At 73.1% G+C, this 26133-nt stretch carries 32 protein-coding genes; 4 read left to right on the top strand and 28 right to left on the bottom strand.

Going from position 1 to position 26133, the window contains the following annotated elements; all coding sequences use genetic code 11:
* Window positions 1-95 precede the first annotated feature (95 nt).
* Together ACIA8O_RS35085 and ACIA8O_RS35080 are read left to right on the top strand one after the other, a co-directional pair.
* The gene (locus ACIA8O_RS35085) at window positions 96-911 is read left to right on the top strand and encodes an ECF subfamily RNA polymerase sigma factor, BldN family (RefSeq protein WP_396298082.1); all 816 of its coding nucleotides are present in this window, start codon (window positions 96-98) and stop codon (window positions 909-911) included.
* A gap of 268 nt (window positions 912-1179) precedes the next feature.
* The gene (locus tag ACIA8O_RS35080) at window positions 1180-2457 is read left to right on the top strand and encodes a DUF5667 domain-containing protein (RefSeq protein ID WP_396298081.1); all 1278 of its coding nucleotides are present in this window, start codon (window positions 1180-1182) and stop codon (window positions 2455-2457) included.
* A 57-nt stretch (window positions 2458-2514) separates the two neighbouring features.
* On the opposite strand, the gene ACIA8O_RS35075 is transcribed toward ACIA8O_RS35080, so the two are convergent.
* The 23 genes from ACIA8O_RS35075 to ACIA8O_RS34965 form a co-directional block, all read right to left on the bottom strand.
* A complete protein-coding gene (locus ACIA8O_RS35075) occupies window positions 2515-3525 on the bottom strand; it encodes a lysophospholipid acyltransferase family protein (RefSeq protein ID WP_396298080.1) in 1011 nt (336 codons plus the stop codon).
* Between the two features lie 3 nt (window positions 3526-3528).
* Entirely contained in the window at window positions 3529-4560 is a 1032-nt protein-coding gene (locus ACIA8O_RS35070) for an NAD-dependent epimerase/dehydratase family protein (protein WP_396298079.1), read from the bottom strand.
* 155 nt (window positions 4561-4715) lie between these two features.
* A complete protein-coding gene (locus tag ACIA8O_RS35065) occupies window positions 4716-4814 on the bottom strand; it encodes a 30S ribosomal protein bS22 (protein WP_003948845.1) in 99 nt (32 codons plus the stop codon).
* 131 nt (window positions 4815-4945) lie between these two features.
* Window positions 4946-5155 (bottom strand): helix-turn-helix domain-containing protein, encoded by a 210-nt coding sequence (locus ACIA8O_RS35060; protein ID WP_057231645.1) that lies wholly within the window; start codon window positions 5153-5155, stop codon window positions 4946-4948.
* Between the two features lie 118 nt (window positions 5156-5273).
* Complete coding sequence (locus tag ACIA8O_RS35055) at window positions 5274-6107, bottom strand: phosphatase (protein WP_396298078.1); 834 nt, start codon at window positions 6105-6107, stop codon at window positions 5274-5276.
* Window positions 6104-7303 (bottom strand): acetoin utilization protein AcuC, encoded by a 1200-nt coding sequence (locus ACIA8O_RS35050; RefSeq protein ID WP_396298077.1) that lies wholly within the window; start codon window positions 7301-7303, stop codon window positions 6104-6106. Before ACIA8O_RS35050 ends, ACIA8O_RS35055 begins: the two co-directional genes overlap by 4 nt.
* Window positions 7304-7313: 10 nt before the next feature.
* Window positions 7314-8516, bottom strand: coding sequence for an MFS transporter (locus ACIA8O_RS35045; protein WP_396298076.1), 1203 nt, complete (start codon window positions 8514-8516; stop codon window positions 7314-7316).
* A gap of 121 nt (window positions 8517-8637) precedes the next feature.
* Window positions 8638-9462 carry an N-acetylmuramoyl-L-alanine amidase gene (locus tag ACIA8O_RS35040; protein ID WP_396298075.1) on the bottom strand — a complete coding sequence of 275 codons (825 nt, stop codon included), beginning with the start codon at window positions 9460-9462 and terminating at the stop codon, window positions 8638-8640.
* 27 nt (window positions 9463-9489) lie between these two features.
* The gene (locus tag ACIA8O_RS35035; protein ID WP_396298074.1) at window positions 9490-9831 is read right to left on the bottom strand and encodes a hypothetical protein; all 342 of its coding nucleotides are present in this window, start codon (window positions 9829-9831) and stop codon (window positions 9490-9492) included.
* Window positions 9828-10067 (bottom strand): hypothetical protein, encoded by a 240-nt coding sequence (locus ACIA8O_RS35030; protein ID WP_396298073.1) that lies wholly within the window; start codon window positions 10065-10067, stop codon window positions 9828-9830. Before ACIA8O_RS35030 ends, ACIA8O_RS35035 begins: the two co-directional genes overlap by 4 nt.
* 93 nt (window positions 10068-10160) lie before the next feature.
* Entirely contained in the window at window positions 10161-10832 is a 672-nt protein-coding gene (locus ACIA8O_RS35025; protein WP_396298072.1) for a hypothetical protein, read from the bottom strand.
* A gap of 37 nt (window positions 10833-10869) precedes the next feature.
* Window positions 10870-11100, bottom strand: a complete 231-nt coding sequence (locus tag ACIA8O_RS35020; RefSeq protein WP_396298071.1) for a hypothetical protein — start codon at window positions 11098-11100, stop codon at window positions 10870-10872.
* 32 nt (window positions 11101-11132) lie between these two features.
* A complete protein-coding gene (locus ACIA8O_RS35015; protein WP_396298070.1) occupies window positions 11133-13514 on the bottom strand; it encodes a hypothetical protein in 2382 nt (793 codons plus the stop codon).
* Window positions 13501-14325 carry a hypothetical protein gene (locus ACIA8O_RS35010; protein ID WP_396298069.1) on the bottom strand — a complete coding sequence of 275 codons (825 nt, stop codon included), beginning with the start codon at window positions 14323-14325 and terminating at the stop codon, window positions 13501-13503. The genes ACIA8O_RS35015 and ACIA8O_RS35010 overlap by 14 nt, the downstream gene beginning before the upstream one ends.
* Before the next feature lie 50 nt (window positions 14326-14375).
* Window positions 14376-15527, bottom strand: a complete 1152-nt coding sequence (locus tag ACIA8O_RS35005) for a phage tail protein (RefSeq protein WP_396298068.1) — start codon at window positions 15525-15527, stop codon at window positions 14376-14378.
* Window positions 15528-15544: 17 nt separating this feature from the next.
* Window positions 15545-16321, bottom strand: coding sequence for a hypothetical protein (locus ACIA8O_RS35000; RefSeq protein WP_396298067.1), 777 nt, complete (start codon window positions 16319-16321; stop codon window positions 15545-15547).
* A 10-nt stretch (window positions 16322-16331) separates the two neighbouring features.
* A complete protein-coding gene (locus tag ACIA8O_RS34995) occupies window positions 16332-16673 on the bottom strand; it encodes a hypothetical protein (protein WP_396298066.1) in 342 nt (113 codons plus the stop codon).
* Window positions 16674-16738: 65 nt separating this feature from the next.
* On the bottom strand, window positions 16739-17029 hold the full coding sequence (locus ACIA8O_RS34990) for a hypothetical protein (RefSeq protein WP_396298065.1): 291 nt from the start codon (window positions 17027-17029) through the stop codon (window positions 16739-16741).
* An 85-nt stretch (window positions 17030-17114) separates the two neighbouring features.
* Entirely contained in the window at window positions 17115-17690 is a 576-nt protein-coding gene (locus ACIA8O_RS34985) for a phage tail protein (RefSeq protein WP_396298064.1), read from the bottom strand.
* A gap of 121 nt (window positions 17691-17811) precedes the next feature.
* Complete coding sequence (locus ACIA8O_RS34980) at window positions 17812-18219, bottom strand: hypothetical protein (protein WP_396298063.1); 408 nt, start codon at window positions 18217-18219, stop codon at window positions 17812-17814.
* Window positions 18220-18521: 302 nt separating this feature from the next.
* On the bottom strand, window positions 18522-18734 hold the full coding sequence (locus ACIA8O_RS34975; RefSeq protein WP_396298062.1) for a hypothetical protein: 213 nt from the start codon (window positions 18732-18734) through the stop codon (window positions 18522-18524).
* Complete coding sequence (locus ACIA8O_RS34970; protein WP_396298061.1) at window positions 18731-19507, bottom strand: hypothetical protein; 777 nt, start codon at window positions 19505-19507, stop codon at window positions 18731-18733. The genes ACIA8O_RS34975 and ACIA8O_RS34970 overlap by 4 nt, the downstream gene beginning before the upstream one ends.
* Window positions 19508-19567: 60 nt before the next feature.
* Entirely contained in the window at window positions 19568-19849 is a 282-nt protein-coding gene (locus ACIA8O_RS34965; RefSeq protein ID WP_396298060.1) for a WhiB family transcriptional regulator, read from the bottom strand.
* A gap of 272 nt (window positions 19850-20121) precedes the next feature.
* On the opposite strand from ACIA8O_RS34965, the gene ACIA8O_RS34960 reads away from it, so the two are divergent.
* Both ACIA8O_RS34960 and ACIA8O_RS34955 read left to right on the top strand, forming a co-directional pair.
* Window positions 20122-20616, top strand: coding sequence for a helix-turn-helix domain-containing protein (locus ACIA8O_RS34960; RefSeq protein WP_396298059.1), 495 nt, complete (start codon window positions 20122-20124; stop codon window positions 20614-20616).
* Between the two features lie 30 nt (window positions 20617-20646).
* A complete protein-coding gene (locus ACIA8O_RS34955) occupies window positions 20647-21288 on the top strand; it encodes a hypothetical protein (protein ID WP_396298058.1) in 642 nt (213 codons plus the stop codon).
* A 7-nt stretch (window positions 21289-21295) separates the two neighbouring features.
* On the opposite strand, the gene ACIA8O_RS34950 is transcribed toward ACIA8O_RS34955, so the two are convergent.
* From ACIA8O_RS34950 to proC, 5 genes are all read right to left on the bottom strand, one after another.
* A complete protein-coding gene (locus ACIA8O_RS34950; RefSeq protein WP_396298057.1) occupies window positions 21296-22948 on the bottom strand; it encodes a penicillin-binding transpeptidase domain-containing protein in 1653 nt (550 codons plus the stop codon).
* A 34-nt stretch (window positions 22949-22982) separates the two neighbouring features.
* Window positions 22983-23804: a hypothetical protein gene (locus ACIA8O_RS34945; protein ID WP_396298056.1), complete on the bottom strand. Its 822-nt coding sequence runs from the start codon at window positions 23802-23804 to the stop codon at window positions 22983-22985.
* 41 nt (window positions 23805-23845) lie between these two features.
* Window positions 23846-24349 carry a SigE family RNA polymerase sigma factor gene (locus ACIA8O_RS34940; protein WP_396298055.1) on the bottom strand — a complete coding sequence of 168 codons (504 nt, stop codon included), beginning with the start codon at window positions 24347-24349 and terminating at the stop codon, window positions 23846-23848.
* Between the two features lie 103 nt (window positions 24350-24452).
* Window positions 24453-25106 (bottom strand): HAD family hydrolase, encoded by a 654-nt coding sequence (locus ACIA8O_RS34935; protein WP_396298054.1) that lies wholly within the window; start codon window positions 25104-25106, stop codon window positions 24453-24455.
* 10 nt (window positions 25107-25116) lie between these two features.
* Entirely contained in the window at window positions 25117-25941 is an 825-nt protein-coding gene (gene proC / locus ACIA8O_RS34930) for a pyrroline-5-carboxylate reductase (RefSeq protein ID WP_396298053.1), read from the bottom strand.
* Window positions 25942-26133 lie beyond the last annotated feature (192 nt).

Raw genomic sequence — 26133 nt, 5'->3', positions numbered from 1 at the left:
ACGCCACCCACACGTCACCCGTGACGGGGGATCAGGGCGCGTGCTCTCCGCACAGGCGGAGGTGACCCGTCCACAGTTCTGCCTCTGGGAGTCCCGTGTACCCACCCGTCCGGAACGACGCGCCTGCCTCCTCCCGCCCGTCGCCCCTCACCCTGCGCGGTACCCACCTGGCACGACTGCGCTCCGCGATCCGCGAGTTCGAGCTGTACCTGCCGCAACCCGCCCTGGCGGGCGTCCCGTTGGCGGCCGGCCCGGGCGTCGCGCTGCGCTCCACCACCACCGGCTCGACCCCGACCCGCAGCCGGGGCGTGGTCGGCAGCCGCGGCCGGGCCAGAACCGCGCCCGCCCCCGGCCTGGAGTCCGAGCACAACCCGATCATGGAGTTGGTGGAGCGGGCCCAGAACGGGGAGAGCGAGGCGTTCGGCCGCCTGTACGACCACTACGCCGACACCGTCTACCGGTACATCTACTACCGGGTCGGCGGGCGGGCCACGGCCGAGGACCTGACCAGCGAGACCTTCCTGCGCGCGCTGCGCCGGATCGGCACCTTCACCTGGCAGGGACGGGACTTCGGCGCCTGGCTGGTGACCATCGCGCGGAACCTGGTGGCGGACCACTTCAAGTCCAGCCGGTTCCGGCTGGAGGTCACCACCGGCGAGATGCTGGACTCCAACGAGTGCGAGCGCAGCCCCGAGGAGTCGGTGCTGGAGTCGCTCTCCAACGCGGCCCTGCTGGAGGCCGTCCGGCGGCTCAACCCGCAGCAGCAGGAGTGCGTCACCCTCCGCTTCCTGCAGGGGCTCTCGGTCGCGGAGACGGCCCGCATCATGGGCAAGAACGAGGGCGCCATCAAGACGCTCCAGTACCGCGCGGTACGCACCCTGGCCCGGCTGCTGCCGCCCGACGCCCGGTGACGGGGACCGGCGGGCCGCCTGACGGCTCGTCAGACCGCCTGCCCCGTCCGCCCGGTCGGGTGAAGGAGCGGTCACATGCTCTGCTTAACGCCGACGGGGGGTCGTGCGTAACCGACTCCACTCACCGCTCGTTGGCCAGCGTGCAAGCCCCCGCCGGGCCGTTGGTCAAGCAGGATCGGCCACGCTCACCCGATGGAGTGGTTTTGGCCCGCCGTGGCAACCGTCCGGCAGGCCGGGGAGTCGACAACGACGAAGGGAGGTGTGGCCCGTGACGGCAAACATGCTGGAGCACCGGCGGGCGAGGGCCTTCGCCGAGGCGCTGGAGGCCCACCACGCGGAGCCCCACCAGGGGGACTTGAGATCGGACGGCGGCAGGCCCACCGGCTCCACCGCGATGGCGGAGCTGCTGGGAATGGCGGACGCACTCGGCGCGCTGCCCGGTCCGGAGCTGGGCGGTGAGGCCAGGGCGCTCCAACGCGCCCAGCTGATGGCCGCGTTCGAGCGGGAGTGGGTGGCCCCGCCCGCGGTGCGGGTGCCCCAGCAGCGGCGCCACCGGGCGATCCGCGCAGGGGCCCGGCGGCGCTGGGGCCGGCGGCTGGCGATCGGCGGCCTGGTCGGCGCCGTCGCGGTGGGCAGTTTCGCCGGAGCGGCGGCAGCCAGCTCCAACGCCCTTCCGGGCGACACCCTCTACGGCATGAAGCGCGGCCTGGAAGACCTCCGGCTGAGCTGGGCGGGCTCCGACTCCGAGGTCGGCGCCCTGCTGCTGGACCAGGCGTCCACCCGGCTGGAGGAGGCCCAGGGCCTGCTCGACCGGTCCGACACCGGCACCTCGCTCAGCCCGCACACGGTCGAGCAGGTCCGCCGCGCACTGGACGACATGCACGCCGAGGCGCTGCGCGGCCGGGAGCTGCTCCGCTCGGTCTACCGGAGCAACGGCTCGCTCGACCCGATGCGCCGGCTGGCCGACTTCGCCTCGGTCGAGGACGGCCGCTGGGCCTCCGTCCAGGGTCAGCTGCCGAGCCAGCTGACCACCCAGGCCAGCAAGGTGAACCACCTCTTCGACGAGATGACCGAGGACGTGGCACCGCTCCGGCTGGCCCCGGCCACCGGTCAGGAGAAGGCCAAGGGCAAGGGGGCCCAGGCCCCCGGCGACAGCAGCGGCAGCTCCACCGGCACCTCCGGCGGCCAGTCCGCGGCCCCGGCCGAGCAGCAGCCGAAGAGCGGCACCGGCAGCTCCACCGGCGGGCAGCCCAAGGTCCAGAGCCCGGCCAACCCGGCCACCGGGCAGGGCGGTTCCTCGCCGAACGCCAAGCCCTCGCCCAACCTGCTGGACAAGCTGCTGCCCGCCCCGCTCACCGGGACCGGCACCGGCCCGCTCGGCGGGGTCACCGGCAGCAGTGCCGGCAGCCCGTCCGCGGGCCCGGCCGACCGGCAGCCCGAGGCCGCCGCCCCGGTGGACGGCGCGGCACCCGCCGAGCAGCCCCAGCAGGAGCTGCGCATCCCGTCCCTGATCCCCGGTCTGCTCCCGGAGATCTCGCTCGGCTGATCCGCCGTCAGGCAGGAGGGGCGTGGGGCTTCGTGCCCCACGCCCCTCCTCGGCTCCCTAGAAGAAGACCGAGCGGCGCTGCACCAGCAGCTTGTACAGGGTGTGCTGGATGGTCTCCCGCACCTGGTCGGTGAGGTCGAAGACCAGCATCGGGTCCTCCGCCGCCTCCGGCGGGTGCCCGTCGGTGGCGATCGGCTCGCCGAACTGGATGGTCCACTTGGTCGGCAGCGGGACGGCCCCCAGCGGCCCCAGCCAGGGGAAGGTCGGGGTGATCGGCAGGTACGGCAGGCCGAGCGCGCGGGCCAGCGTCCGGGCGTTGCCGATCATCGGGTACGTCTCCTCGGCCCCGACGATCGAGCAGGGCACGATCGGCACCCCCGCCCGCAGCGCCGAGGCCACGAAGCCGCCCCGGCCGAAGCGCTGCAGCTTGTACCGCTCGCTGAACGGCTTGCCGATCCCCTTGAAGCCCTCCGGCCAGACCCCGACCACCTCGCCGCGCTCCAGCAGCGCCTGGGCGTCCTCCGCGCAGGCCAGGGTGTGCCCGGCCTTGCGGGCCAGCTCGCCGACCACCGGCAGCACGAAGACCAGGTCGGCCGCCAGCATCCGCAGGTGCCGCCGCTGCGGGTGGTGGTCGTGGATGACGATCTGGGTCATCAGCGCGTCCAGCGGGATCGTCCCGGAGTGGTTGGCGACGATCAGCGCCCCGCCCTCGGCCGGGATGTTCTCGATCCCCCGGACCTCGATCCGGAAGTACTTCTCCGCCAGCGGGCGGAGCATCGAGAGCAGCACCTCCTCGGTGAGCTCCCGGTCGAAGCCGAACTCGTCCACCTCGTAGTCCCCGGTGACCCGGCGGCGCAGGAAGGCCAGCCCGTCGGCGGCCCGCTGCTCCCAGCCCTTGCCCAGCGCCCGGGTGGCGGCCGCGCCGAGCGGCCCGGCCAGCGCGCCGCCGACGGCGTCCGCGATCCGGTCGGCCAGCGCGGGGGCCGGCGCCTCCGGCTGCCAGCTGGGCGCGGACTCGATCGGGATCACCTTGGCGCCGTCGGGCACGGGCTGGTTCGCGGCGGTCATCGCTCAGCTCCTGGTCGGGGTCTGACGGGTCAGCAGCTCCGCCAGGCGGTCGGTGGCGGCGGCCAGCCGGGCGGGCGGCAGCAGCCCGCCCGCCTGCGCGGCGGCGAAGTCGGCGAAGGCGTCCGGGGTGGAGCGGGCGGGCTCCCAGCCGAAGGTCTCCCGGAGCTGACCGGTGCTCACCACCCGGCCGTGGCTGAGCAGCTGGACCTGCTCCGGCGAGATGTCGGCCAGGCCGGTCCAGCGGGCCGCCCCGGCCACCAGCCCGAGCGCGGGCCCGAGCAGCGGCACGGTCGGCCGGCCGAGCCGGCGGGCGCACTGGGAGAGCAGCAGCACGCCCTCCCCCGCCACGTTGTAGGTGCCCGGGCGGGCCTGCTCGGTGGCGGCCCGGTGCAGGATGTCCACCGCGTCGTCCTCGTGCACGAACTGGAGCCTCGGGTCCCGGCCCAGCACGGTGGGCAGCACCGGCAGCGCGAAGTAGTCGCTCAGCGGGGTGTCCCCCGCCGGGCCGACGATGTTGGCGAAGCGCAGCACGGTGACGGCCACGTCGGCGCGGCGCCGGGCGAAGCCGCGGACGTACCCCTCGACCTCGGTGGCGTCCTTGCCGAAGCCGTCCCGGGGCAGCGCCCTGGGCTGCATCCGCTCGCCGAAGACCGCGGGGTCGCGCGGGGCGGAGCCGTAGACGGCGGTGGTGGACTTGACGACCAGCCGGCGCAGGCCGGGGGCCTTCTGACAGGCACCCAGCAGCTGCATGGTGCCGATGACGTTGTTCTCCTTGGCCGCCGCCCGGCTGCCGGTGCCGGCGCTGACGTCCAGGTGCACCACGGTGTCCACGGCGTACTCGGCCAGCACCCGGGCCACCGCCGGGCGGCGCAGCTCGGCCCGGACGTACTCGACCCCGTCGGCGGCCATCCCGCCCCAGGGCTCCCCGCTGTCCAGCCCGACCACCCGGTCGATCCCGGGCCGGGCGGCCAGCCGGGCCGCGAACCGCGCGCCCAGGTGCCGGGCCACGCCGGTGACCAGCACGGTCTTCCCCACGTCTGCCGCACCCCTCTCGAACGCCCTCCCGGCACCGTACCGGAAACCGGGCGCGCGGCCGGAAACCCGGGGCCGGGAACGACGAACGCCCGCCCCGGCCGGAGCCGGGACGGGCGGTCTCACACCCAGGCGCGCCAGGGCGCGACCGTGGGGTGTTACTTCTTGTTGCGACGCTGCACGCGAGTGCGCTTCAGAAGCTTGCGGTGCTTCTTCTTGGCCATACGCTTGCGACGCTTCTTGATGACAGAGCCCACGGAACTACCCTCGCTCACTGAGACTCTCGTCCGTGAGAGACGGAGTCCATACGACTGACGGAGGGCCTAGCCTACCGTCCACGCCGGATAAGCCGTAATCCTGCCCCGCCGAGGCGGTGACCAGGCGGCGATCAGGCGCTTTCCAGCCGCACGTAGGACTCCCTCAGGTACTCGTGCACGGCCTGTTCGGGGACCCGGAAGGAGCGGCCGACCCGGATCGCGGGCAGCTCTCCGCTGTGCACGAGACGGTACACCGTCATCTTCGAGACCCGCATGACCGAGGCGACCTCGGCCACCGTCAGGAAGACGACCTCCTGCAAAGGGCGTTCTCCGGAACTCATGGACTTCACCCGACCCTTGTCCCGTGTGCAAGGCACCGGCTTCCCCTCCGGTGACTCCACCGACACACGTGTATCCCCAGAGTAGTTAAGGGTGGTACCAGTGGGAAGAGGGAGGAACTCACTCCGAGTACGGTGCGAGGTCCGCCCGTTGCAGTACGTAGTCGCTCAGCGCTCTGTAGCAGTCGGGCTGCGCCCCGTCGTCCACCGGAACGGCGACGGAGACGGTGCCCTCGGCCTCCGCGGCGAACGGCGCCACGTCGTTGCAGTCGGCGATCCCGCCCGCCGGGATGCCGAGCCGGCCGGCCCCGCAGAGCCAGCCGTGGTCGCCCAGCACCAGGTCGGGAAGGGGTTCGCCGGCCTCGGCGAGCGCGGTCAGGGCCAGCCGGACGGGCAGCGGGGAGTGGGTGTGCAGCAGCTCGGCGGAGCTCTCCGCCGAGCGGACCACCAGCACCGGGCCGACGGCGTCCAGCCGGCAGTTCCGGGTGCCGGAGGGGGTGGGCTCGCGGAAGCGCGTACCCAGCGCGGGCGTGCGCAGGGTGCAGCCGGCCCGCTCCAGCGCGCGGGCCAGGGCGGCGTGGAAGGCGGTCAGCTTGGCCGGGTGCCCGGTGCCCGCCAGCACCGTGCCGCGGCGGCGGGCGGTGGCCGCCAGCAGCGCGGCCAGCCGGTCCAGGGCCGCCACCGTCCTGGCCGGGTCGATCACGTCCGGGCCCTCGGTGTACGACGCCTCCGGCCGCACGCCGACCTTCTCCACCATCAGGGCGAGCACGGCCTCCTCGTCCCGGCGGCACTCCGGGTCCAGCCCCATCAGCGCCTTGGGGTCGGCCTGGGCGAACAACCGGTAGTGGCGCAGGTTGTTCTGACGGCTCGTCGGGATCTCGGGGCCGGCCAGCCGGTGCTTGAGCAGGTGGGCGGTGAGCTCGTGGCGGCCGATCGGCGCGTTCCGGTCCGTCACGGGAGCAGCCCGTGGTGCGGGAAGACCGCGCGGCGGGCGGCCAGGACGGCCTGGTCGAGGCGGTCACCGGGGTCGTAGCCGTCGTCGAAGTCGCGCCAGTCGAGGCGGGCCCCGTCGGTCATCCGGGCCGGGCCGGGTCGGCCGGTGAGCTTCAGGGCCTGGTCGCGCCAGGCGGCCGGGACCTCGGTGGCCGGGTCGAGCGGGTGGCCGGTGGCGGTGGCGACCAGGTGGGTCCAGGCGGCGGGGACCACGTCGACCACCGCGTACCCGCCGCCGCCGAGGGCCAGCCAGCGGCCGTCCGCGTGCCGGTGGGCCAGGTCGTGGAGCGCCCCGGCGACCAGCCGCTGGGCGTCCAGGCTGACCGCGAGGTGGGCCAGCGGGTCCTCCAGGTGGGTGTCGGCGCCGTGCTGACTGACGATCACCTGCGGGCGGAAGGCCGCCAGCAGCTCGGGCACGAAGGCGTGGAAGGCCCGCAGCCAGCCGGCGTCGCCCGTCCCGGCCGGGAGCGGCAGGTTGGCGGCGGTGCCGGGGGCGTTCGGCCCGCCGGTCTCGGTGGACCAGCCGGTCTGCGGGAAGAGGGTGGCCGGGCTCTCGTGCAGCGAGACGGTGAGCACCCGGGGGTCGTCCCAGAAGGCCTGCTGGACGCCGTCGCCGTGGTGCACGTCCACGTCCACGTAGGCGACCCGCTCGGCGCCGAGCTCCAGCAGCCGGGCCACCGCGAGCGCGGGGTCGTTGTAGACGCAGAAGCCGGCCGCCCGGTCGGGCATCGCGTGGTGCAGGCCGCCCGCGAAGTTGACGGCGTGCCGGGCCGGGCCGCGCCAGACGCTCTCCGCCCCGGCCACCGACTGACCGGCGATCAGGGCGGAGGCGGTGTGCTGGGCGGCGAAGGCCCAGTTGTCGTCGGTGCCGAGGCCGTGCGCCGGGTCGCTGCGGTCCGGCTCGGCGGCGATCCGGCGGACGGCGTCCAGGTACTCGGCGGTGTGCACCAGCCGCAGTGTGGACTCCCCGGCCGGCGGCGCCGAACGGACCGTCACCCCGGGGGCGGTGTCCAGCCCGAGCGCCTCGACCAGCCGCATGGTGAGCGCCAGCCGGGCCGGGTCCATCGGGTGGCCGGGGCCGAAGTCGTAGGCGGTGACGCCCTCGTCCCAGTACAGGTGGAGGCCGCAGCTGTCCTCGGGCCCGGGCCGTGCGTTCATGGGCCTTACGTTATCGGGCGGGCGCGGCCTCCGGGGCCACCGGCGTGCTGACGGGGGCGGCGAAGAACCGGCCCATCGGGGCCACCGCCAGCACCAGGACCAGCGGCGCGAGCAGCGCCAGACGGAACGAGCCCGCTCCGGCGAGCGCGCCGACCAGGGGCGAACCGACGAGGAATCCCACGTAGTTGAACAGGTTGAGCCGGGCCACGGCGGCGTCCGCGTGCTCGGGGAACCTCTTGCCGCCGGCCGCGAAGACCTGCGGGATGATCGCGCAGATGCCGAGGCCGAGCACGGTGAAGGCGGCGATCCCGGCCCACCGCCCCGGTGCGGCGGCGGCCAGCGCGAAGCCGAGGGCGGAGAGCACCGCCCCCGCCCGGACCACCGCCACCGCGCCCCAGCGCTCCACCGCGCGGTCCCCCAGGGCACGGCCGAGCAGCATCGCCACCATGTAGCCGAGGTAGCTGAGCTTGGCCAGGTCGTCCGGGCTGCCGAGCACGTCGGTCAGGTACTTGACGCTGTAGTTGGAGACGGAGGCGTCGGCGATGTAGGCGAAGGCCATCACCGCGCAGAGCGGCAGCAGCGGGCGCCAGGGGATCCGGGACGCGGCGGCCGCGGCCGCCTCCCGTACGGCGTCACCGAGTTCGGCCCGGCCGGGGAAGCGGGTGCCGGTCAGCAGGGCGAGCGGGACGAGCACGGCGGCGGCGCCGCCGAACAGGACGGCGAGCGAGGCGTCGTAGTGCGCGCCGAGGCCGGCGATCACCGCGCCGAGGATGCCGCCGAGGCTGAAGGCGGCGTGGAAGCCGATCATGATGCTCCGGCCGTAGCGGCGCTGCAGCCCGACCCCGAGCATGTTCATACTGGCGTCCAGCGCCCCGACCAGCAGGCCGAACAGGCCCAGCGCGAGGGCGAGTTGCCACAGCTCACGGCCCAGCCCGACGGCCGCCAGACTCAGGCAGACGGCCGGCTGCACCACCCGCAGCACCGCCCTGGCACTGCTCCGCCCGACCACCGCCTCCGAGGCCACCGACCCCACCCCGGCCAGCACCGGCACCGCCGCCAGGAAGACCGGCAGCAGCCCGTCGCTCAGCCCGTACCGGCTCTGGATCTCCGGTATGCAGGTGACCAGCAGCGCGAAGGTCGTCCCCTGCAACAGGAAGCTCCCCGCCACCGCCGCCCGGGCTTGTCGCAGACCGAACACCCGCTGCTCCGCCATCGCCGACCTCGCTGCCCCCGGCTACCGGCCGGTACGTGGATGTTGAGGCGTGAGCGTAGGCGGTGGAACGTGTTTGCGGGAGGGGTCGGGACGTAACGTTCCGACCCCTCCCGACGGCGCGTCAGCTGACCGGCGCGTTCCAGGCTGCCGACCAGGTGGCCGGGCCGACCACTCCGTCGGCCTGAAGGCCCTTCTCGGACTGGAACTTGCGGGCCACGGCGGCGGAGGCCGGGCCGTACCAGCCGTCCACGTCGATCTGCCAGCCGCGCTCACGCATCCGCTGCTGCCAGACCCGGACCGCCTCGCTGTGCAGCATCGGGGAGCGCAGGCTCAGGTACTCCCCCGGCCAGGCCGGACCCTGCTGCTGAGGCCGCTGCTCCTGCTGCTGCTCCTGGTCCCGCGCGGGCTGCTGCTGCTCGGGCCGGCCCGCCGGGCGGGGCGCGCCCTGGCGGACCCAGGCGTAGAGCGGTTCGCCGGGGCAGCTGGTGGCGTAGCCGTCGCGGTGACCGCGGATCTCGGGGCCGGCGCCGCCGTCACGCCGGAGCCAGTCGACGGCGTCGCGCAGGCCGGTCAGCATCGCCTCCGTCGGCTCGGTCAGCCCGGAGTCGCCGAGCATCGCGCAGACCGCGTAGTGGCCGCGGTTGAGCGCACCGTTGCCGTTGGCGGCCGTCTGGCGGTGGGCGCCCCGGCCCTCGAAGACGGAGCCGTGCGGGCAGACCACGGCGGTATAGGCGATGTCGACGTAGCCCTCGGCGTGGTTGGCGAGGTGGCCGGCCTGGATGGCGCGGACCCGGGCGGCGCAGCGGGAGTGCTGGTCGGCGCCGGCGAGGTCGGCGGGGACGGCGGTCCCCTCGTAGTGGATCTTGACGCCCTGGGTGCCTCCGACGGTGCGGAGGTCCGTACGGGGCTGGGCTGCGCCCCACTGGGCGCGCGGCACGAACTGCATGTCAGTCCCCCTTGCCTGCTACTGGGTTCAACTGTCCGCATCAGGTGCGATGCGCAGGGTGCGGCGGTCGACGCGGTCGATGGCGTCGCGCATCGACGAGCCGCTGTTGGGGCGGAGCTCGTGCTCCACGGCGGTGAGCCGCTGCTCGATGCCGTCGAGCCGGGCCATCACTCCCTCTCGGCCGGGGACGCCGGGGCGGGGCTCGGTACCCTGCCAGTCTTCACTGAACTCCTCGACTCTATGCGCGATTTGGCGCACGACCCGGCCGAGCCGCCAGAGCATGCCGGTGGCGGCGGCGATCGCGACCAGCGAGCCGCACCAGACGGCGAGGGTGTCCAGCGAGGTCATCCCCGTGGAGCCGGGGTTCACTCGCCCGTCTCGTCGGGCTCCTGGCCGGGCGCGCGGTGCAGCCAGGAGGGCAGCAGCCGCTCGACGCCGGGCAGGGCCATCAGCCGGGTGAGGGTGGTGGAGACGCCGACCGCGACCGCGAGGCCGGGGAGGGTGGCGGGGAGGGTGCCGCTGTCGACCAGCAGGGGGAGGGCGGCGAGCAGGCCGAGGACGGTCTGCAGGGTGGTGCGCAGGGCGCGGCGGGTGGAGTCGGTCATGGGGTGCCTCCTGGTGGGAAACGGAGAGAGCCCTGCCCCGGCCGTGGTGCGGCCGGGGCAGGGCTCGGTGGTGGTGCAGGTGGTGACAGTGGGTCAGAAGACCCGCAGGGCACGGGTGATGGTGCTGCCGCCCACGGTGGTGAGGGTGGCGCCGGAGTTCTGCGCCACCTGCACCTCGTAGTAGTCGGTGGTGCCGTTGAAGTAGGTCATGCCGGTGGCGCAGAGTGTGGTGTAGTACGCGGTGCCCGCGATCGCCGCGGCCGCGACCTGGCCGAAGTTCTGCGCGCCGTCGCCGTTCTTGATCAGGTTGATCACCCGGCCGCCGTTGCTGTTGAGACCGAACGACACCTGGGCGGTGACCAGGTAGTGGCCGGCCACCTTGGGGGTGTAGCGGGTCGGCTGGGCGGGGTCGAAGCCGCCGTGGCTGTCGGTGGTCGGGCTGGCGGCCCAGTTCAGGTAGAGGACGCCGCCGTTGGGCAGCGACTGGTCCGCGCTCTGCTTGGTGATCAGGCGGGGCGGGTTCAGGGAGTGGTCCTGCGCCCAGCCGGTGCCGCTGTAGATCGTGTGGATGCCGGGCGACTTGAGCCAGGCGATCATGCCGGCCACCGGCTGGACCACGGCGGCGTCGCGGGCGGTGGCGTTGTCGAAGCGCATCACCATCCGGGAGTCGGCCGCCACGGCCAGCGCCTGGAGGTGCAGCGGGATGTCGGCGATGTCGCTGGGCTCCGGGTAGGGGAGCTGGTTCATCGGGGTCTGCTTGGTCACGTGGTCACCTCAGCTGCTCGGTACGGGAGTTGGCGGGCTACGCGGCGGGCTCGGCCGGCGGCTGCGGGAACTCGATGGTGACGGCGGCGCCGGTCGGCGGGCTGACCTGCTGCCCGGCGCCGGCCAGCGGGTCGTCGATCGGGATCTGGCCGGGGGTGCGGGTGGCCAGCCAGTCGGCCAGCTGGCGGGCGACCTCGGCGGCCAGCAGTCGCAGCTGGTCGGCGTCGAGCCGGACGGTGTCGGCGGCCTGCGGGGTGGGGTCGGTCATCTCTGGCTCCTCCAAAGGGTGTTGGCGGACCCTCAGCGGGTCCAGAGGTCCTTGCAGCTGCGTCCGGCCTGGGTGATGTGGGCGTAGGACGGGTAGCGCTCGGCCACCTGCTTGTACGGCTGCCGGTTCCAGACCGCCGGGTCGACCGGCGGGTCGGGGGTGATGCCGACGTCCATCTGGCCGCTCGGCCAGGAGGTGCCGCGCAGGGTGAGGGTCTGCCGGATCGCCCCGTCGGGGCCGGCCTCGACCGAGATCCCGATCACCCAGGCCAAGGTGTCGAGGTAGGCACCGGCGGTGTCCACCAGCTGCACCACGTCGCCGAGTTGGAGCCGGGGATCGTAGAGCACCTCGACCCCTCCGAACACCGGGATCGGGAACCGGCCGGACGCCTCCAGCGCCGCGGCGAGCGAGACGGCGGTGTCGTAGTCCTGCACCCAGTCGGTCGCCTCGGCGGTGTACTGCTGGAGGCCGTACAGGGTCTGACTCGGCTTGTTCTGCACGATCGCCGTGCGGTTCACCGGCTCGGTCTTCGGTATCGGCATGATCAGCCGGACCGAGCCCGAACCGTCCTTGTTCACGGTGTACACCGGCGCGCCGGTCATGTTGCGCAGCAGCAGGTAGAGCGTGCCGCCGTCGCGGCGGACGGAGGTCTCCACCCGGCCCTTCTGGGCGCCCTGGTTGGCGGCGTTCGCCAGCGCGAAGCGGACCGCGGAGTCCTCGGAGGCGATGAGGTCGCAGTCCACCAGGGGCGGCCAGATGTCCGGCTCGTCCACCGCCTTCGTATAGGCGATCTCCACCGAGCCGTACGCCGGCACGGTGCGGACGCCGGAGTCGCGGAACACCTCGCTCTTCTGCGTCTCCACCTTGGACCAGTCCTGGTACGGCTGGACGCAGTAGTTCCGGCAGGCGTCGATCTCCTCGGAGACCGACAGGGCGGAGATGTCCCGCAGGGTGGTCAGGGTGCGCTGGGCCCTGGTCGGCGCGGTCAGGAACCTGGTGTGGTTGCGCCAGCGGAACACGCCCGTCTCGTCGAACTCGGCGGTGGACAGCGCCGCCTTGGCGATCTGCGAGATGACGTCCCACTGGCTGCCGGAGACCGTCGGGATGCTGTAGAGCGGCAGGGTGACGTCGTCGAGGGTGGCGCCCTTCTTCCAGCTCTGCTTGAAGCTGGCGGGCGGGAAGGTGAAGATCGTCCCGATCCCGCCGGTGACCTGGAGGCACTCGGCCGCCACGTCGGTCACCAGATCGACCCGGAACAGCTCGGACTCCCACTGCAGGCCCGCCGGGGACATCAACTCGTACATCTGCCCGGCCAGTTGGGTTCCGTCCGGAGCGATCAGGTGCGGCACCACCTGGAACGACTTGGCGGTCCGGCCCTGGGCCGGGTCGTTCTGGTACGTGAGCGAGGAGATCCCGTCCCAGAGCATGCCCAGCTGCCAGTTGCCCTTCTGCTGGGAGAGCGCGGGGAAGGACCAGCTGTACCCCTCGCCGGCCCCTCCCTCCCGGCCCGACCAGGCCGTCACGGTGGCGGCGTTGAAGTCCACCGTGAACCTGAGCAGGCCGAAGCCGTACCCGGCGTCGTCGGTGGCGAGGTCGATCTGCGCCTTGGCCCGCTCGCCGGCCCCGACCAGATTGTTGACCGTGACCTCGGTCAGGATGGTCCGGTTCGGCACCCTGACCCGCCGGCTCGGCATCCAACTGGCCTTCAGGCCGCTCTTCTTGGGCACCAGAGCCATCTCGTACGGCGCTGCCGTCCGGGACCAGCCGTAGTCCGCGGCACTGGGCACCAGGTACGGGATGCCGTTGGCCGGGGTGAAACCGCCGTGCAGCGAGACGTACAGCACGGTGCTCTGGTCGTTGGTGGTGTCCGTGAACCGGGGCGGCGGGCAGGTGTACACCCCGCCCTGCCGGAGCAGCTCGTCGACGCACCAGGTGGCACTGGCGATCGGCTGCTTGCCGAGGAACCCGGCGTACGGCTTGGGCAGGTGGGCCGGGCCGCGCAGCCGCTCGGCCCCGTCCAACGCGGTGATCTGCACGACGTCGCCGCCGGAGGCGGCCGAGCGGCTGCGCACCGTACCCCGGAAGACCGGGAGCTGGCCGGTCTCCTCCAGGCCGATGCTCTGCACCACCGACTGGCCCGGGCGGACCCGGTCCGCGGTGCCCCGGGGGGCCCAGGGCGAGTACAGCGCGGGGCCGTTGCCCGCCGGCCCCCCGGTCAGCTGGAGGTCCAGCTGCGCCGAGGAGCTGCCCGCGAAGGCCCGCATGGCCGAGGGCAGGTCGGTGTTGTAGGCGCGTTCCACCTTCCAGCCCTGGACCTGCTCGTTGAGCTCGAGGGCGCCGAGCCGGGTGGAGTTGCGGTAGGTCCGCTCGCCGGTGGCGAGCGCGTCGACCACCGTGGGGTCATCCGTTTGCACCGGCCACCTCCAGCAGGTCGATCGAGACGTTGCGGTAACGGAGTTGGGCCGTCGGGACGTCGGAGTACGCGGTGATCGCCATCGGCGGGCAGCCGTCACCGGGCAGGTTCTCGTCCGGCCAGTCGCCGCCGATGGTGAAGCAGGCGTTGGCCAGCGAGTAGCTGCCGATCGCACCCGGCTTGGCCACCGGGGTGACGAAGGCGGCGCCCGGCGGGACCAGCGCGGTGATCTGACGGTCCCTCACCGAGGCCGAGCTCAGGTAGTCCCCGGTGATCGACTTGAAGTCCACCTGCGCCGTACAGGTGTCCGGGAAGGCGGTCGGGACGCGGAACGACACCGTCCACCCCGGCACCGCCGGGATGCCGCCCGCCCAGTACGCGCCGCGCCAGGCCAGCGCGCTCTCCGCGGCCTGCGCCTGGAAGCCGAACTGCCCCTTCACCGTGCTCGATTCGACCACCGCGCCGGGCTGGCCCGAGACGAACCAGGCCCGGCCGGTGCTGCCCGCCCGGTCCCGGCCGGCCGCCTGGGCCGGCTCCAGCAGGTTCACCGAGGCCGGGTCCATCACCGCGAGCGGCCCCGGCCCGTCGGCCCGCCGGGCCAGCCGGTCCAGGTAGGTGGCGGTCTCCCGGTCCAGCCCCTCCCAGCTCAACTTCAGGCGGCGGACGGCCTTCGGGGTGTACACCACCGTCGCCCGCCCGCCGAGCGCCCGGAACTCGGTCACCCCGAGGTCGGCGCTGCGGTCCCAACTCTTCGCGGCCTGGTCGATCTCCCGGAGCGCTCCGGGCCGGCCGATCCACAGGTTGTGCGGCATGCGGCACAACTCCTCTCTTCAGGTGTCGGGTTCTGGCTGCCGCCGGTCGACTACCGGCGCACGAGCTGGCGTTGGCCGTCCATCGCGGCGCGGGCGATGGTCTGCGAGTCGACCTGCACCAGCACCGGCCGCAGCGCCATCGCCTCGACCGCGGCGGCCAGGCGGTGCAGCGCGGGCGCCGAAGCCCCGCCGGAGCTGAGCATCTTGTCCAGCCGGTCCAGCGGGATGACCGCCTCGTGCTGGCCGCCCTCACCGATCAGGGCGAGGGTGCCGCCGGCCGAGGGCGCGATGATGCCGCCGTTGGCCAGCATCGGGATGGTCGGGATGTGGACCCCGAACCCCTTGCCACCGATCCCCGGCACCCAGTCCGGGATGTCGATCCGGATCCCGTTGATCGAGTTGATCGCCCGGTTGACCAGCCCGATCACCGCGTTCAGCGGTGTCCGCACCGCCCCGAGCACCGCGTTGAACGCACTCTCCGCGATCCCCGACAGCGCGCCCCAGGCATTGCTCAGCGCGTCCTTGACGGTGTTGAACGCCCCGGTGGTGGCACTCTTGATCCAGTCCAGCACGCCGGAGATCGCGCCGCGGATGCCGTTCCAGGCTCCCGTCACCACGCCGAGGACCACGTCCAGCACGGTGGTGATCACGGTCTTGTAGGCGTTGAAGTACCACTTGATCGCGGTCCAGATCCAGTCCACGACGGTGGCGATGGCGGTCTGGATGCCGCCCCAGACCTTGGCGATGATGTCGCCAGCCTGCTTCATCACCGGGCCGATCGCCTTCATCACCGTGTCGATGACGTTGCCGATCACCTTGAAGGCGGTGTCCATGATCTTCTGCATGGTCTTGGACTGCATCGCCATGTCGACGATCTTGGCGATCAGCGGGGCGAGCAGCATCAGCAGCAGGCCGATGATGTTCCCCTTCATCGCCGTGTTGAGGCCCTTGAACCCGGTTGTCGCCGCGCCGAGGCCGGTCTTCATCTTCCCGAACATCCCGCCAGTGGTCCCGGCGGCCTTTCCGGTGCCACCCACCGCCTTCTCGGCCTGGGCTGCGGAATTCTTCAACTTGCCGACGGCGCCGTCCGCGTCCCGCGCCGAGCTCCGGAGCCGGTCGACCTTGGAAGCAGTCGTTCCGAGCGAGGAGGCGAACTTCGACAGGCTTCCCGTGGCTCCGATGAGGGAGGACTTGAGACTCATCACTTCTCCATTCGTGGTCAGCCGACCGCTGCGGCCAGGCTCCTGAGCTTCCGCTCCAGGTTGCCTGCCTTGGTTTCGATCTCCTTGAAGTACTTCTCCGCCGCGGCCTTCTGCTCCTTCGCCCGCTTCTCCGCATGACTCAGCTTGTCCGTGATCTTGGCGACCTTCTCGGCCTCCTTTGCGAGCTTTCCGAGTTGGCTCTTGTCCTTCTCCGCCCGCTTGACCAACTTCTTGAGTTCGTCGGACTCGCGCTGCGCCTTGGACTGCAGTCGCTGGAACTCCTTCAGGTCGCGCTGAGCGGCCTTGAGATCGTCATCGCTGCGACTGGTTCGGTACGCCCTGCCCGAGGCATTCTTCTTGACCCGCGCGGCCTCCAACTGCTCCTTGGTCGAGCCGTGCGCGGAGAGCTTGTTCTCAATGAGCCGCAGGCGGCGAACGATCTCGCCGTTCTTCTGCTTGAGGGCCGCCTGCGCCCTCTCGGTGTTCTTCGCGCTCTGCTTGTCTTTGTCGGCCCCCCACTGCTTCAGCGGGCGGCCGCGCCAGTAGACCCCCTTCTCATCCACCTTCAGGAAGGTGTAGTCGGCCTTTATCGCTGTAAGGCCGAGCGCGAGCAGGGTAGCGTCGGCCTTGAACGCCGTGAGGTCGAGCTTGAGACCGTTGACCGTGTGACCGATCCCCGTGATGGTCTGCTTGTAGTTGGCAGCCTCCTTGCGGGTGAAGTAGATCGTCGAGATCTCCCCGAAGATCTTGGCCCGCTCGTCCGAGTCCGGGCCCGTGTTGGCCGGAGCGCCCATGCCTTCCTCCTCAGCTGAAGAATGCGGCCAGATCACCTGCGGAGAGATCGGCCGGCTGCTCCCGGATCTCCGGTTCGCCGGCCGACTCAACGTCCTCCTCCTGGCCCGGGCGGACGACCGGCTCCGGGGGGTCGAGGGGGTCGGCTTCCTCGTCGCGGTTGATGGTGGCGAACATCCAGTTGGCGACGGCGAGGTGGTCGACCACGTTGGCCAGGAGGTAGTCGGTGGTGGACCAGTCGGCGGCTTCGCCGTGGAGTTCGCGGGTGAGGGCACTGTCGCGTGGGAGGTGCTTGATCAGCACCGAGAGCCGGCGTGCGGAGAGCCGGTCGCGGTGCCAGTCGAGGAGGTCCACGCCGTAGTGCCGGAGCAGGTCGGCTTCGAGGGCCTCGGCGTGTTCGTCGACGAACGCGCCGAGGCTCAGGATTCCCCCAGGCCGAGCCCGGTCTCCTTGCCGTAGGCCTCCAGGATCGCGCCGACGTCCTGCATGGTGACGTCGTGGCGGTCGAAGCGCTCGAACTGGGTGTCGCCGAGCAGGAGTCGGAGCAGGCCGTCGACGTCGTTGTCGTCCAGCTTGGCGAGCTTGCGGGCGATGCCGCGCGCGAGTTCGGTGGGGAGTTCGAAGACCTCGCCGTCGAGGTCGAAGGTCCAGGTGCGGCCGAGCGCTTCGAGGCGCTGGGCGCGGGCGGCGTTGACGGAGAAGCTGGCCATGTCGGGCTCCTGACTGATGAGTTGGGGGAACAGGGCGGGGCCCGGTGGACGAATCCACCGGGCCCCGCTGGGTGTTGACGAGGGATCAGACCGCCGAGTAGGCCGGGTCCTTCATCAGGATGGTCGCCAGCGGCTTGGTGTCGTCCACCGACAGGGCGGTGAAGGTGACGCCGAGCTTGATGGCGGCGGTGCGGGTCAGGCCGAGCTCCTCGGTGTCGGTCACCTGGCCGCGCGGGATGACGAAGCGGTAGGTGATCGCCGAGCCGTCGGTGAACTCGATGCCGAGGGCCTTCTCGTTCGCCTTCGGGGCCGGGGACAGGTCGTACTTGTAGATGCCCGAGCCGGCCGCGGTCTCGGCGGTGGCGTCGCCGCCGAGGAAGAAGGGCAGGGTGTCCTCGTTCAGCTGCAGCAGCTGGAACTTCAGGGTGAGGTCACGGTCGCCGTAGATCAGCCGGGCGGTGCTGGAGGACTGCCAGGTCTTGACCGGGTCGATCTTGTCCTTCTTGGCGAACTTGATGCCGTCGGTGGTGGTGTAGCCGAGGTCCTTCCACGCGGCCGCCCAGGCCGCGGTGGTGTCGGCCGGGGCGGCGGTGCCGACCGGGGCGACCAGGATGCGGCCGGTGCCGGCGACGCGGATCTCGGAAGCGTTGGTGCCTGCCATGGTGATCTCCTCGGGAGAAGGTGGTGCCGGGTGGTCCGTGCCCGCGGTCGCGGGTACGGGAAAGGCCCCCCGCGGTGGTGCGAGGGGCCTGATCGGGGGAGCCTGCCGGAGGGCCGGCGGCTCAGGTGAGGCGGAGCGTCAACTGCACCGTGTTGCGGTACCTGTTGGCGCTCGTGCGGTTGTAGTCGGGCAGCCAGCGGGGGCCGTCCGTCTCCTGGAAGTCGGTGACCACCGCGCCGCCGTAGACGGTGCCGCGCAGCTGGAAGACGGCTGCCCGGGCCAGCTGCATCAGGGCGTGCGCGGCGGTCTTGGTCGGCCCGTAGACCTCCAGGTCCACGAGCGGGAGGTCCAGGTGCTGGTCGTCGATCCAGGCCCCGCCGGTGCGGGAGACCAGGACGACCGCCTGGGTGCCGTCGAAGCCGGCGGGCGGCTTGTTGTCGACGGTGGCGGTGGCGAGTTCGGTGCGGTTGCGCAGGCTGTCGACGATCAGGCGTTCGACGTCGGGCAGGGCCAGCAGCGGATTGGCCATGGTTCTGCTCCCTTCTGACGGGGGCTCGGGTCGGGTGCGCGGGGCGGCCGTCGGCGGACACGGCAGCGGGACCTCGGTGCGGGAGGGAGGAGGGGTCCGTTGCCGTCGGGGCCGGCGGTCGCCCCGTGCGAAACGGCGGGCCGCGCTCCCCTCGCTTCCGCGCTGGGGGCACAGCTCCGCCGCTGCTCCAACTGTGACGCATTGCGCGCGCGGTCGCAACTTGTGCGGGCGAGCACGTTCGGGGGAACGCGAAGAGCCCCGCTCCGGCAACGGGGCCGGAGCGGGGCTCTCTTGAGTGGCGGTCAGGCGGACCGGGGGCGGCCGCGCCGGGTGGCGCGTTCGGCGGCGAAGACGTCCTCCAGCCGGTAGAGCAGGGCCCTGCCCTGCCGCCCGGCCGCGGCCAGGTGGCCGAGCTGGACCCACTTGCGGATGGTGGCGGGCGCGACGTCCACCTCGGCGGCGGCGATCAGCGCGTTGACCAGGGCGGCCCCGGCCGGGAGTCCGAGCGTGCTCATCGGACCGCCTCCCCCAAAGCGGCGGCGGTGGGTTCCGCCTCCTCCACCAGGACGGCCAGCGCGACCTCGTCCACCCCTGCCTCCTGGGCCAGTTGGGACCAGGAGGTCTCCGCCCAGCTGTGCCGGTGGCCGGGGGCGGTGCGGCACTCGCAGTCGGGTTCGGTGCAGCGGCAGCCCGGGTTGACGCAGAGCACCGCCCGCCAGGCCGGGAAGGCCCGCAGCGAGACCGAGTCGCACCAGGGGCAGCGTCCGCGCACCCGGACCAGGGTCTCGGCCTCGCCGAGCGCCGCCGAGCAGCGGCGGGACATCCGGCGGGCCTCCTCCAACACGTGCTCGGCGAGCACCGGGTGCCCGGCCACCTCGGCAAGCAGCGCCTCGATCCGGTCCAGCCGGGCCGGCACGTCGGCCCGCGGCGCCCGGCCGAGCCGGAGCTTCTCCCGGACGGCCTCCTCCAACTCGACCACCCCGTCGGTGATGTCGCGCAGCACGTCGGAGATGTGCAGGCGGAGCGGGGCCCGGCCGCCGGAGGCGCCGCGCAGCCCGTGCTGCTCGTTCCAGAGGACGGCCTCGCGGTCCGCCCGGTCGGCGGCCGCCCGGCGGGCCGCCGCGGCGGCGTGCGGCGGGGTGTTCGACCGGTTGGCGGCTCCGGGCCTGCCGGGAGCCAACTCCTCGATCAGCTCCGGGAACTGGCGGCGCAGGATGTCGATCCAGAGTGCCGCGCGGGCGAGTTGACGCCCGGCGACGGTGGAGGGGAAGGCGGACTGGGCGTGCATGGGTGACTCCCCGGCAGAGACGGCGGAAAGAGGCGAGAGGAGAGGACGGAGAAGAGGGCGTCAGCGCGGCTGCACCACGCGGCCGTTGCGCCAGAGGCGGCCGCCGCAGACCCCGTCGAACCAGGAGAGCTCGGGCTGCACCGCCTCCAGGCAGCGGCGGCGCACCGGGCAGGCCCCGCAGCGGCGCAGGGCCGGTGCGGCCTGGGCGGCCCTGGTCACGAAGATCTCGCGGGCGGGCAGCCCGAGGCAGGCGGCCCGCTCCCGCCAGTCCTCGGCGCGCTCGCGGGCGTAGGCGTGGCCCTCGGCCACCGGGAGGACGGCGTCAGCAGCGACAACGGACATGGCGGGGCTGCTCCAGGGCTCGGGGGCGGGTGCCCGGGGCGGCCCGTCCGATCTTGTTGCGGGTTCGCACTCATCCTGCGTTGTTGCGCCTGCGCACGCAAGCTGTTTCCGAACGGACCTTCCACGGATCGCGACGACTCCCCCACAGAGCGGCCGAATCCGCGCACAACCGTGGCCCAATCGACATGACGAGGTGCGTCCCGGCACTGATTACGCGCGCGAGCGCGCGGTACCCTTGGGCAGTGCGGGGGCAGGCGGAGGGAGTCCACACCATGGTGCCGAGCAGCAGCACCGACATCGAACGGTTCGCGTCCTGGATCGAGGACCTGATGCGCGACCGCGGGTACGACATCGACAGCCCGCGGGGCGGCGGCAAGTCGAAGCTCGCGGAGGACGCGGGCGTGCACCGGGCAGCCGTGACCCGGCTCCTGCAGCGGCAGAGCATGCCGGACCTCGACACCATGCGGGGCCTGGCCCACGCCCTCGGCGTCCCGATCCGGGAAGTCCTCATCCGCTCCGGCAAGCTGACGGCGAATGATCTCCCGGAGGCGGTCGGTTACCCTGTGGACACCGCACCCGCCACGGCCGTCGGGCAGCGGATGACCCTGGAGCAGGTCGCGTCGGCGCTCGGCATCCCCGACGACCGGCGCGAGATGTTCATCAAGGTCGCCCAGCAGTTCACGCCCGACCAGGCCGAGGACGACCACCGGGAGACCGGCAGGGAGGCTACGGGACGCAAGGGGACCAGACGGCTCGCTACGGGCTGAGCCCGTGGATCGGTGAGAGGCGTTCGGCGCGTGGCTGGGCAGAACAACTGCACGGACGGTCCCGGCCCGGGCGAACTCACCGACGACGGTGAGGAGTTCGACCTCCTCACCCTCATCGCGCAGCTCACCGAACGCGCCGCCCGGGAGCCGGGGCACCGGCTCTCCTCGGCCGCCGTCGGCCGGGCGCTCTCCGCACTGGTCGAACTGACCCTGCCCGAGGGCGTGCTGATCACCACCCCGGAGGAGTACGAACGGGCCCGGGAGTCCGCCTACGCCCAGGGGTGGCAGGACGCCGTCCAGCACCTCCACCGCCAGCCGGCGGTGACCGGCCCCGCCCCGTCGGTCCCGCCCCAGGCGCAGCACGCACAGGCACAGCAGGCACAGCAGGCATCGGCGCGGCCCCGGCCGGAGTCCCGGGCACAGGAACCCCGGGCACAGCAGCCCCAGGACCGGACGCCCGCCGAGGCCGGCACCGGTGACCAGCCCTCCGGTACGGAGGCGACCGTCCTGGCCTTCCCGCCCCGGATCCCCCTGGTCAGGGCCGCCGACAGCGACGGGCGGCGCGAGCTGATGCCGCACCGCCCGCGCCGCCCCTCCCGCCGTCGCCGGGAGTCGCCGAAGCCGCCGAAGGCTCCGAGGAGCCCCGACCGCCCCGATGAGCCCGGCGCCTGACGGAGCCCTACCGCCCGCCGTTGCCGATCCGCAGCAGCGAGGCGGCGGCCGGCGCGGCGGCGTCCGAACCGTGACCGCCCGCCTGGACCTCGGCGGCCACCGCGAGGTCGCCGCGGTAGCCGGTGAACCAACTGTTGGGCTTGGGCTGCCCGTTGACCTCGGCGGTGCCGGTCTTGCCGGCCGCGCCGGCGATGCCGCGCAGGGCCCCGGAGGCGGTGCCGCTCTCGGCGGTGCGGCGCATCATCGCCCGCAGGTCGTTCAGGGGCCGTGCCCCGAGGGTGCGCGCGGCCTTCTGCTGGGGCAGGCCGGGGATCAGGACCGGCTGGCGGAAGGTGCCGCTCTGGACGGTCGCCGAGACCGAGGCCATGGCGAGCGCGTTGGTCTGGATCCGGCCCTGCCCGATCAGGGCCATGGCGGCCTCGGCGGGATTGCTCTCGACCGGCACGGAGGTGTCGAAGGTGTCGATGCCGGTCTGCCAGACCAGGCCGAGGCCGAACACCTCCCGGGCCAGGCCGGGCATGGCCGCGCCCTTGAGCCGGGTGCCGCCCGCGTCGAGGAAGGCCGTGTTGCAGGACTGCGCGAAGTCGTCCTTGAGGGTGTAGCCCGGCCGGGCGTCGGGGAAGTCGTTCGGCACCGTCCGGCCGGACACCGTGGTGGTCGCCGGGCAGGGCAGCGGGCTGTCCGGGGTCAGGCCGCCCTCCAGCAGGGCGGCCGCGGTGACCACCTTCATGGTGGACCCGGGGGCGAGCGTGGCGCCGAAGGCCCGGTTCTGGCCCCGCGCCGGGTTGTTGGCGAAGGCGAGCACATGGCCGGTGCTGGGTTCGACGGCCACGATCGAGGCCGGAGTGGTCCGGGCCGCCACCGCCGCTTCGGCGGCCCGCTGGAGGTCGGCGTCCAGGGTCAGCCGCCGCTTGGCCGCGTCCTTGGGCTCGGTGATGGTGAACAGCTGCTCGGCGGCCGACGGGCTGCCCTGCTGGACGGCCACCACGCCGCGGCCCGCACTCCCCGGGTCCTCCGTCCCCTCGAACCTGATCTGCCCCAACACCGCCTTGACGGACGGGAATTCACCGACCGGCCGCCCCTTGCGGTCCACCACCTGGGAGGGCGAGGCGGTGATCGGACGCACCATCAGGTCCCTGGCGCCGGTCAGCCTGGGGTGCACCACGTCGGGGCTCCAGCGCACCACCACCCGGCCGTCGCGTCCGCGCACCATGGTGAACGCGCCGTCGTAGCGCCAGGGTTGGGCCGCGTCCGGCAGCCGCACCTCGGCCCGGAAGGCCAGCGGCACCTCGGTGGCGGCCGAGGGCGAGGCCGACGGCGCGGGCGAGGCCGAGGACGAGGCCGGCGCCGTACCGCCCAGGGCGAGCGAGACCGCCGTCGGCTTGAGCTCCGTCCGGAACCGGGTCAGTGCGACGACCGCGGACTCGGGCCGGTCGGTGAGGCGCCCGGCCTCCTCGTAGTCGCCGTCGGCCCACGCCTTCAGGAACGCCTCGGCCCCCTTGGCGGCCTCCCCGGCCGTCGGCGGACCGGTCACCACCGCAGTGGCCTTGGGCCCTCCCGGGGTGGGGCCGCCCACCAGGGCGTACGCCGCGTACCCTCCGGCTCCGCACACCACGGCCCCCGCCACCGCGAAGCCGACTCCCGCCGCCACTCGTCCCACTGCTGACTCCCCCTCATGTCCCTTGTCGTGCCGGTCACTTGTACCAGTGGGCGTCCACCGCCACGGCGGTCATCTCGTCGAGGCCCACCGCCATCTCCCGCTGCTCCGGGGCCGGGTTGAACTGCTCCAACCGGATCAATCGGCCGTTGGGACGGAGCACACTGACCGCCCATCGGAACGGCCGGTTCGCCGCCTCCTCCCGGACGGTGCTCACCCGGGAGCCGTCGGCCAGCCTCGCGCAGGCTCCGTAGCTGTCGGTCGTGCACGGCCAGGCTCCGGCCTCCTCGGCGCTGAGGCCCACGAGGGTCAGGCGCAGGGCCGTGACGCTCCGCCCGTCTCGGAAACGCAGGCTGGCCACCACTTCCCGCCGCTCGCTCGCGGGTCCGTCGGACCGTGGCATCAGGCGCCAGTCGGTGAAGGTCCCGATCTGCTCGAGGTCACTGCTCGTACCGCGTGCGGGCAGCATCGCCGCGAGCTGCGCACCGAGCGGCCCCGTCCGGGACGCCGGGCCCGGCCGGTAGCTGGGCGCAGGGAGCAGGGGGACGGTGTCGGCGGGCGTCGCCGTGGGCGCCGGTGTGGGCGCCGGTGTGGGCGCCGGTGTGGGCGTGGCCGAGGTGGCCGGCAGGGCCGGACCGGAAGTTGCGCTCGGGCCGAGGGTGTTCAGACCGATCCCGGCCGAACCGATCAACACCACTGCTGCGAGCGCCAGTTGGCACTGCCTGGCCCGGTGCAGCCGCCGCCCGCGGGCCGCCGCCCGGTGGACCAGGTCGTGGCTGTGCGGGGCGAACCCGTCCACGGCCCGGCCGAGGACCTCGTGCAGCTCGGCGTCGGACTGCGGCGGTCGGTCGTGCTGCACGTGGCTCTCCGTGGGGTCGGGGCGGGGGCGGCGCGGGGGCGTCACGCGCAGCTCAGTTCGGCGAACTCCGGGCCGAGGACCTGCCGCAGGCGCTCCCGGGCGCGGAGGCTGCGCACCCGCACCGAGCCGACCCGGATGCCCATCAGCCGGGCGGTCTCCTCGACGGAGCGGTCCTCCCAGTAGCGCAGCACCAGCACCGTGCGGTCCTTCGGCGACAGCTCGGCCAGGGCCTCCAGCAGGGCCACCCGCAGCGCCGGGTCCCCGTCGAACCGGCCGTCGGGCTCGGGCAGCGCCTCGGAGGGGCGCTCGCCGGAACGGCGCAGGCGGCGCTGGGAGACGAAGGTCCGGGAGAGCACCGTGTGGGCGTACGCCAGCGGGGGCTCGGAGCGGTCGATCCGCCGCCACGAGCGGTACATCTTCGCCAGGGTCTCCTGGACGAGGTCCTCGGCGAGGTGCCAGTCGCCGGTCAGCAGGCAGGCCGTGCGGAACAGCCTGCCGCTGTGGGCGTGCGCGAACTCCATGAAGTCCGCAGGAGCTTCCCCCACCAGTTGATCCTTCCCCGTTCCCGTTCGTCGCGGTACCCACGCCGCGGGGCACCGGCCGCGTTACAGGCCGGGGAAAGATTTTTTCCGGGCGTCCGACCGCCCGTCAGAGGCCGAGCAGCGCGGGCACCTCGGCGAGGTCGGTGATCAGGCCGGTGGCGCCCGCACCGGTGAGCTTGGCCGGGTCGGTCAGGGCCGCGTAACCGTACACGTCCATGCCGGCGGCCCGGGCGGCCAGCACGCCGTTGCGGCTGTCCTCGATCACCAGGCAGCGGGACGGGCCCACGCCCAGGGTGCGGGCGGCGTGCAGGAAGAGGTCCGGGGCGGGCTTGCCGACGCCGACGTCCTGGGCGCTGAAGATCCGCTCCTCGGCGTGGTGACCACGCAGCCCGGTGAGGTCGAGCGCGGTGCGGATCCAGGCGTGGTGCGCGGAGGAGGCCAGGCAGTACGGGACGCCGTGCTGCTGAAGGGTCTTCAGCAGTTCCTCGGCGCCCCGCACCGGGGTGAGCTCGCGCTCGAAGGCGGCGAACACCCGGGCGTGGAACAGCCCGTCGAAGCCCTCGGGCAGCCGCGCCCCGTACCGCTCACCGATCACGTCGTGCACGGTGTGCGCCGCGCAGCCCATGAAGTCCCGGTAGGAGTCCTCGATCGTGGTCGGGTACCCGAGCTCGGTCAGGTACTCGGCGAGCACCCGGTTGGAGATGGGCTCGCTGTCCGCCAGCACACCGTCGTTGTCGAAGACCACCAAGTCGTAGCTCACGCCGGTGAGCCTACTTGCCGCCGGAGGCCAGCTCCCTGGAGCGGTCGCGGGCGGCTTCCAGGGCGCCGAGCAGGGCGGCCCGGACGCCGTGGTTCTCCAGCTCGCGGATGGCCGCGATGGTGGTGCCGGCCGGGGAGGTGACCGCCTCGCGGAGCTTGACCGGGTGCTCGCCCGAGTCGCGCAGCATCACCGAGGCGCCGATCGCGGACTGCACGATCAGGTCGTGCGCCACCTGCCGGGGCAGGCCGAGCAGGATGCCCGCGTCGGTCATCGCCTCGACCAGGAAGTAGAAGTAGGCCGGGCCGGAGCCGGAGAGCGCGGTGGCCGCGTCCTGCTGGCTCTCCGGCAGGCGCAGCGCCTTGCCGACCGAACGGAAGATCTCCTCGGCCCGCTCCAGGTGGTGCTCCTCGGCGTGCGAGCCGCCGGAGATCACGCTCATCCCCTCGTCCACCAGCACGGGGGTGTTGGGCATCACCCGGACCACCGGGGTGCCGGGGGCCAGCCGGGCCTCGAACCAGCGGGTCGGGACGCCGGCCGCCGCCGAGATGACCAGCCGGTCGGGCTCGACGTGCGGGGAGAGCTCCTCCAGCAGGGTGCCCATGTCCTGCGGCTTGACCGCCAGGATCAGGGTGTCGGCCAGCTTGGCGGCCTCGGCGTTGGAGACCACGGTGACGCCGTAGCGCTCGGTCAGCTCGGCGGCCCGCTCCGGGCGGCGGGCGGTGACCATCACGTCCGCCGGATCGGTGCCGGCCCGCAGCAGACCGGAGAGCAGGGCCTCCCCGATCTTGCCGGTGCCGAGGAAGGCGATCTTCTGTCCGGACGCGCTGCTGGTCATGGCCGCTCCTTGCTCACGTGTACGGCCATCCTCGCACCAGGCGGCGCCCGCCCGGCGCGGCCGTCCACGCTGTGGGCAATGTGCGCCGCCCCCATCCGGGCCGCCCGCCGGTGTCCGCCCGCACCGTGACCGGGGTCACGGCCCCGGCACTACCGTCACCGCATCCCCCACCCGGCTTCACCCCCACCCAGG

Source organism: Kitasatospora sp. NPDC051853 (assembly GCF_044452665.1).
Classification (GTDB): domain Bacteria; phylum Actinomycetota; class Actinomycetes; order Streptomycetales; family Streptomycetaceae; genus Kitasatospora.
This window is presented reverse-complemented; position numbering and strand designations above follow the sequence as displayed.

Coding starts and splice junctions, on each gene's coding strand:
- ACIA8O_RS35075 (WP_396298080.1), bottom strand. CDS start 3,525: ATGACCGCCGCGAACCAGCCCGTGCCCGACGGCGCCAAGGTGATCCCG.
- ACIA8O_RS35060 (WP_057231645.1), bottom strand. CDS start 5,155: ATGAGTTCCGGAGAACGCCCTTTGCAGGAGGTCGTCTTCCTGACGGTG.
- ACIA8O_RS35050 (WP_396298077.1), bottom strand. CDS start 7,303: ATGAACGCACGGCCCGGGCCCGAGGACAGCTGCGGCCTCCACCTGTAC.
- ACIA8O_RS35045 (WP_396298076.1), bottom strand. CDS start 8,516: ATGGCGGAGCAGCGGGTGTTCGGTCTGCGACAAGCCCGGGCGGCGGTG.
- ACIA8O_RS35040 (WP_396298075.1), bottom strand. CDS start 9,462: ATGCAGTTCGTGCCGCGCGCCCAGTGGGGCGCAGCCCAGCCCCGTACG.
- ACIA8O_RS35030 (WP_396298073.1), bottom strand. CDS start 10,067: ATGACCGACTCCACCCGCCGCGCCCTGCGCACCACCCTGCAGACCGTC.
- ACIA8O_RS35020 (WP_396298071.1), bottom strand. CDS start 11,100: ATGACCGACCCCACCCCGCAGGCCGCCGACACCGTCCGGCTCGACGCC.
- ACIA8O_RS35010 (WP_396298069.1), bottom strand. CDS start 14,325: ATGCCGCACAACCTGTGGATCGGCCGGCCCGGAGCGCTCCGGGAGATC.
- ACIA8O_RS35005 (WP_396298068.1), bottom strand. CDS start 15,527: ATGAGTCTCAAGTCCTCCCTCATCGGAGCCACGGGAAGCCTGTCGAAG.
- ACIA8O_RS35000 (WP_396298067.1), bottom strand. CDS start 16,321: ATGGGCGCTCCGGCCAACACGGGCCCGGACTCGGACGAGCGGGCCAAG.
- ACIA8O_RS34990 (WP_396298065.1), bottom strand. CDS start 17,029: ATGGCCAGCTTCTCCGTCAACGCCGCCCGCGCCCAGCGCCTCGAAGCG.
- ACIA8O_RS34985 (WP_396298064.1), bottom strand. CDS start 17,690: ATGGCAGGCACCAACGCTTCCGAGATCCGCGTCGCCGGCACCGGCCGC.
- ACIA8O_RS34980 (WP_396298063.1), bottom strand. CDS start 18,219: ATGGCCAATCCGCTGCTGGCCCTGCCCGACGTCGAACGCCTGATCGTC.
- ACIA8O_RS34975 (WP_396298062.1), bottom strand. CDS start 18,734: ATGAGCACGCTCGGACTCCCGGCCGGGGCCGCCCTGGTCAACGCGCTG.
- ACIA8O_RS34970 (WP_396298061.1), bottom strand. CDS start 19,507: ATGCACGCCCAGTCCGCCTTCCCCTCCACCGTCGCCGGGCGTCAACTC.
- ACIA8O_RS34965 (WP_396298060.1), bottom strand. CDS start 19,849: ATGTCCGTTGTCGCTGCTGACGCCGTCCTCCCGGTGGCCGAGGGCCAC.
- ACIA8O_RS34960 (WP_396298059.1), top strand. CDS start 20,122: ATGGTGCCGAGCAGCAGCACCGACATCGAACGGTTCGCGTCCTGGATC.
- proC (WP_396298053.1), bottom strand. CDS start 25,941: ATGACCAGCAGCGCGTCCGGACAGAAGATCGCCTTCCTCGGCACCGGC.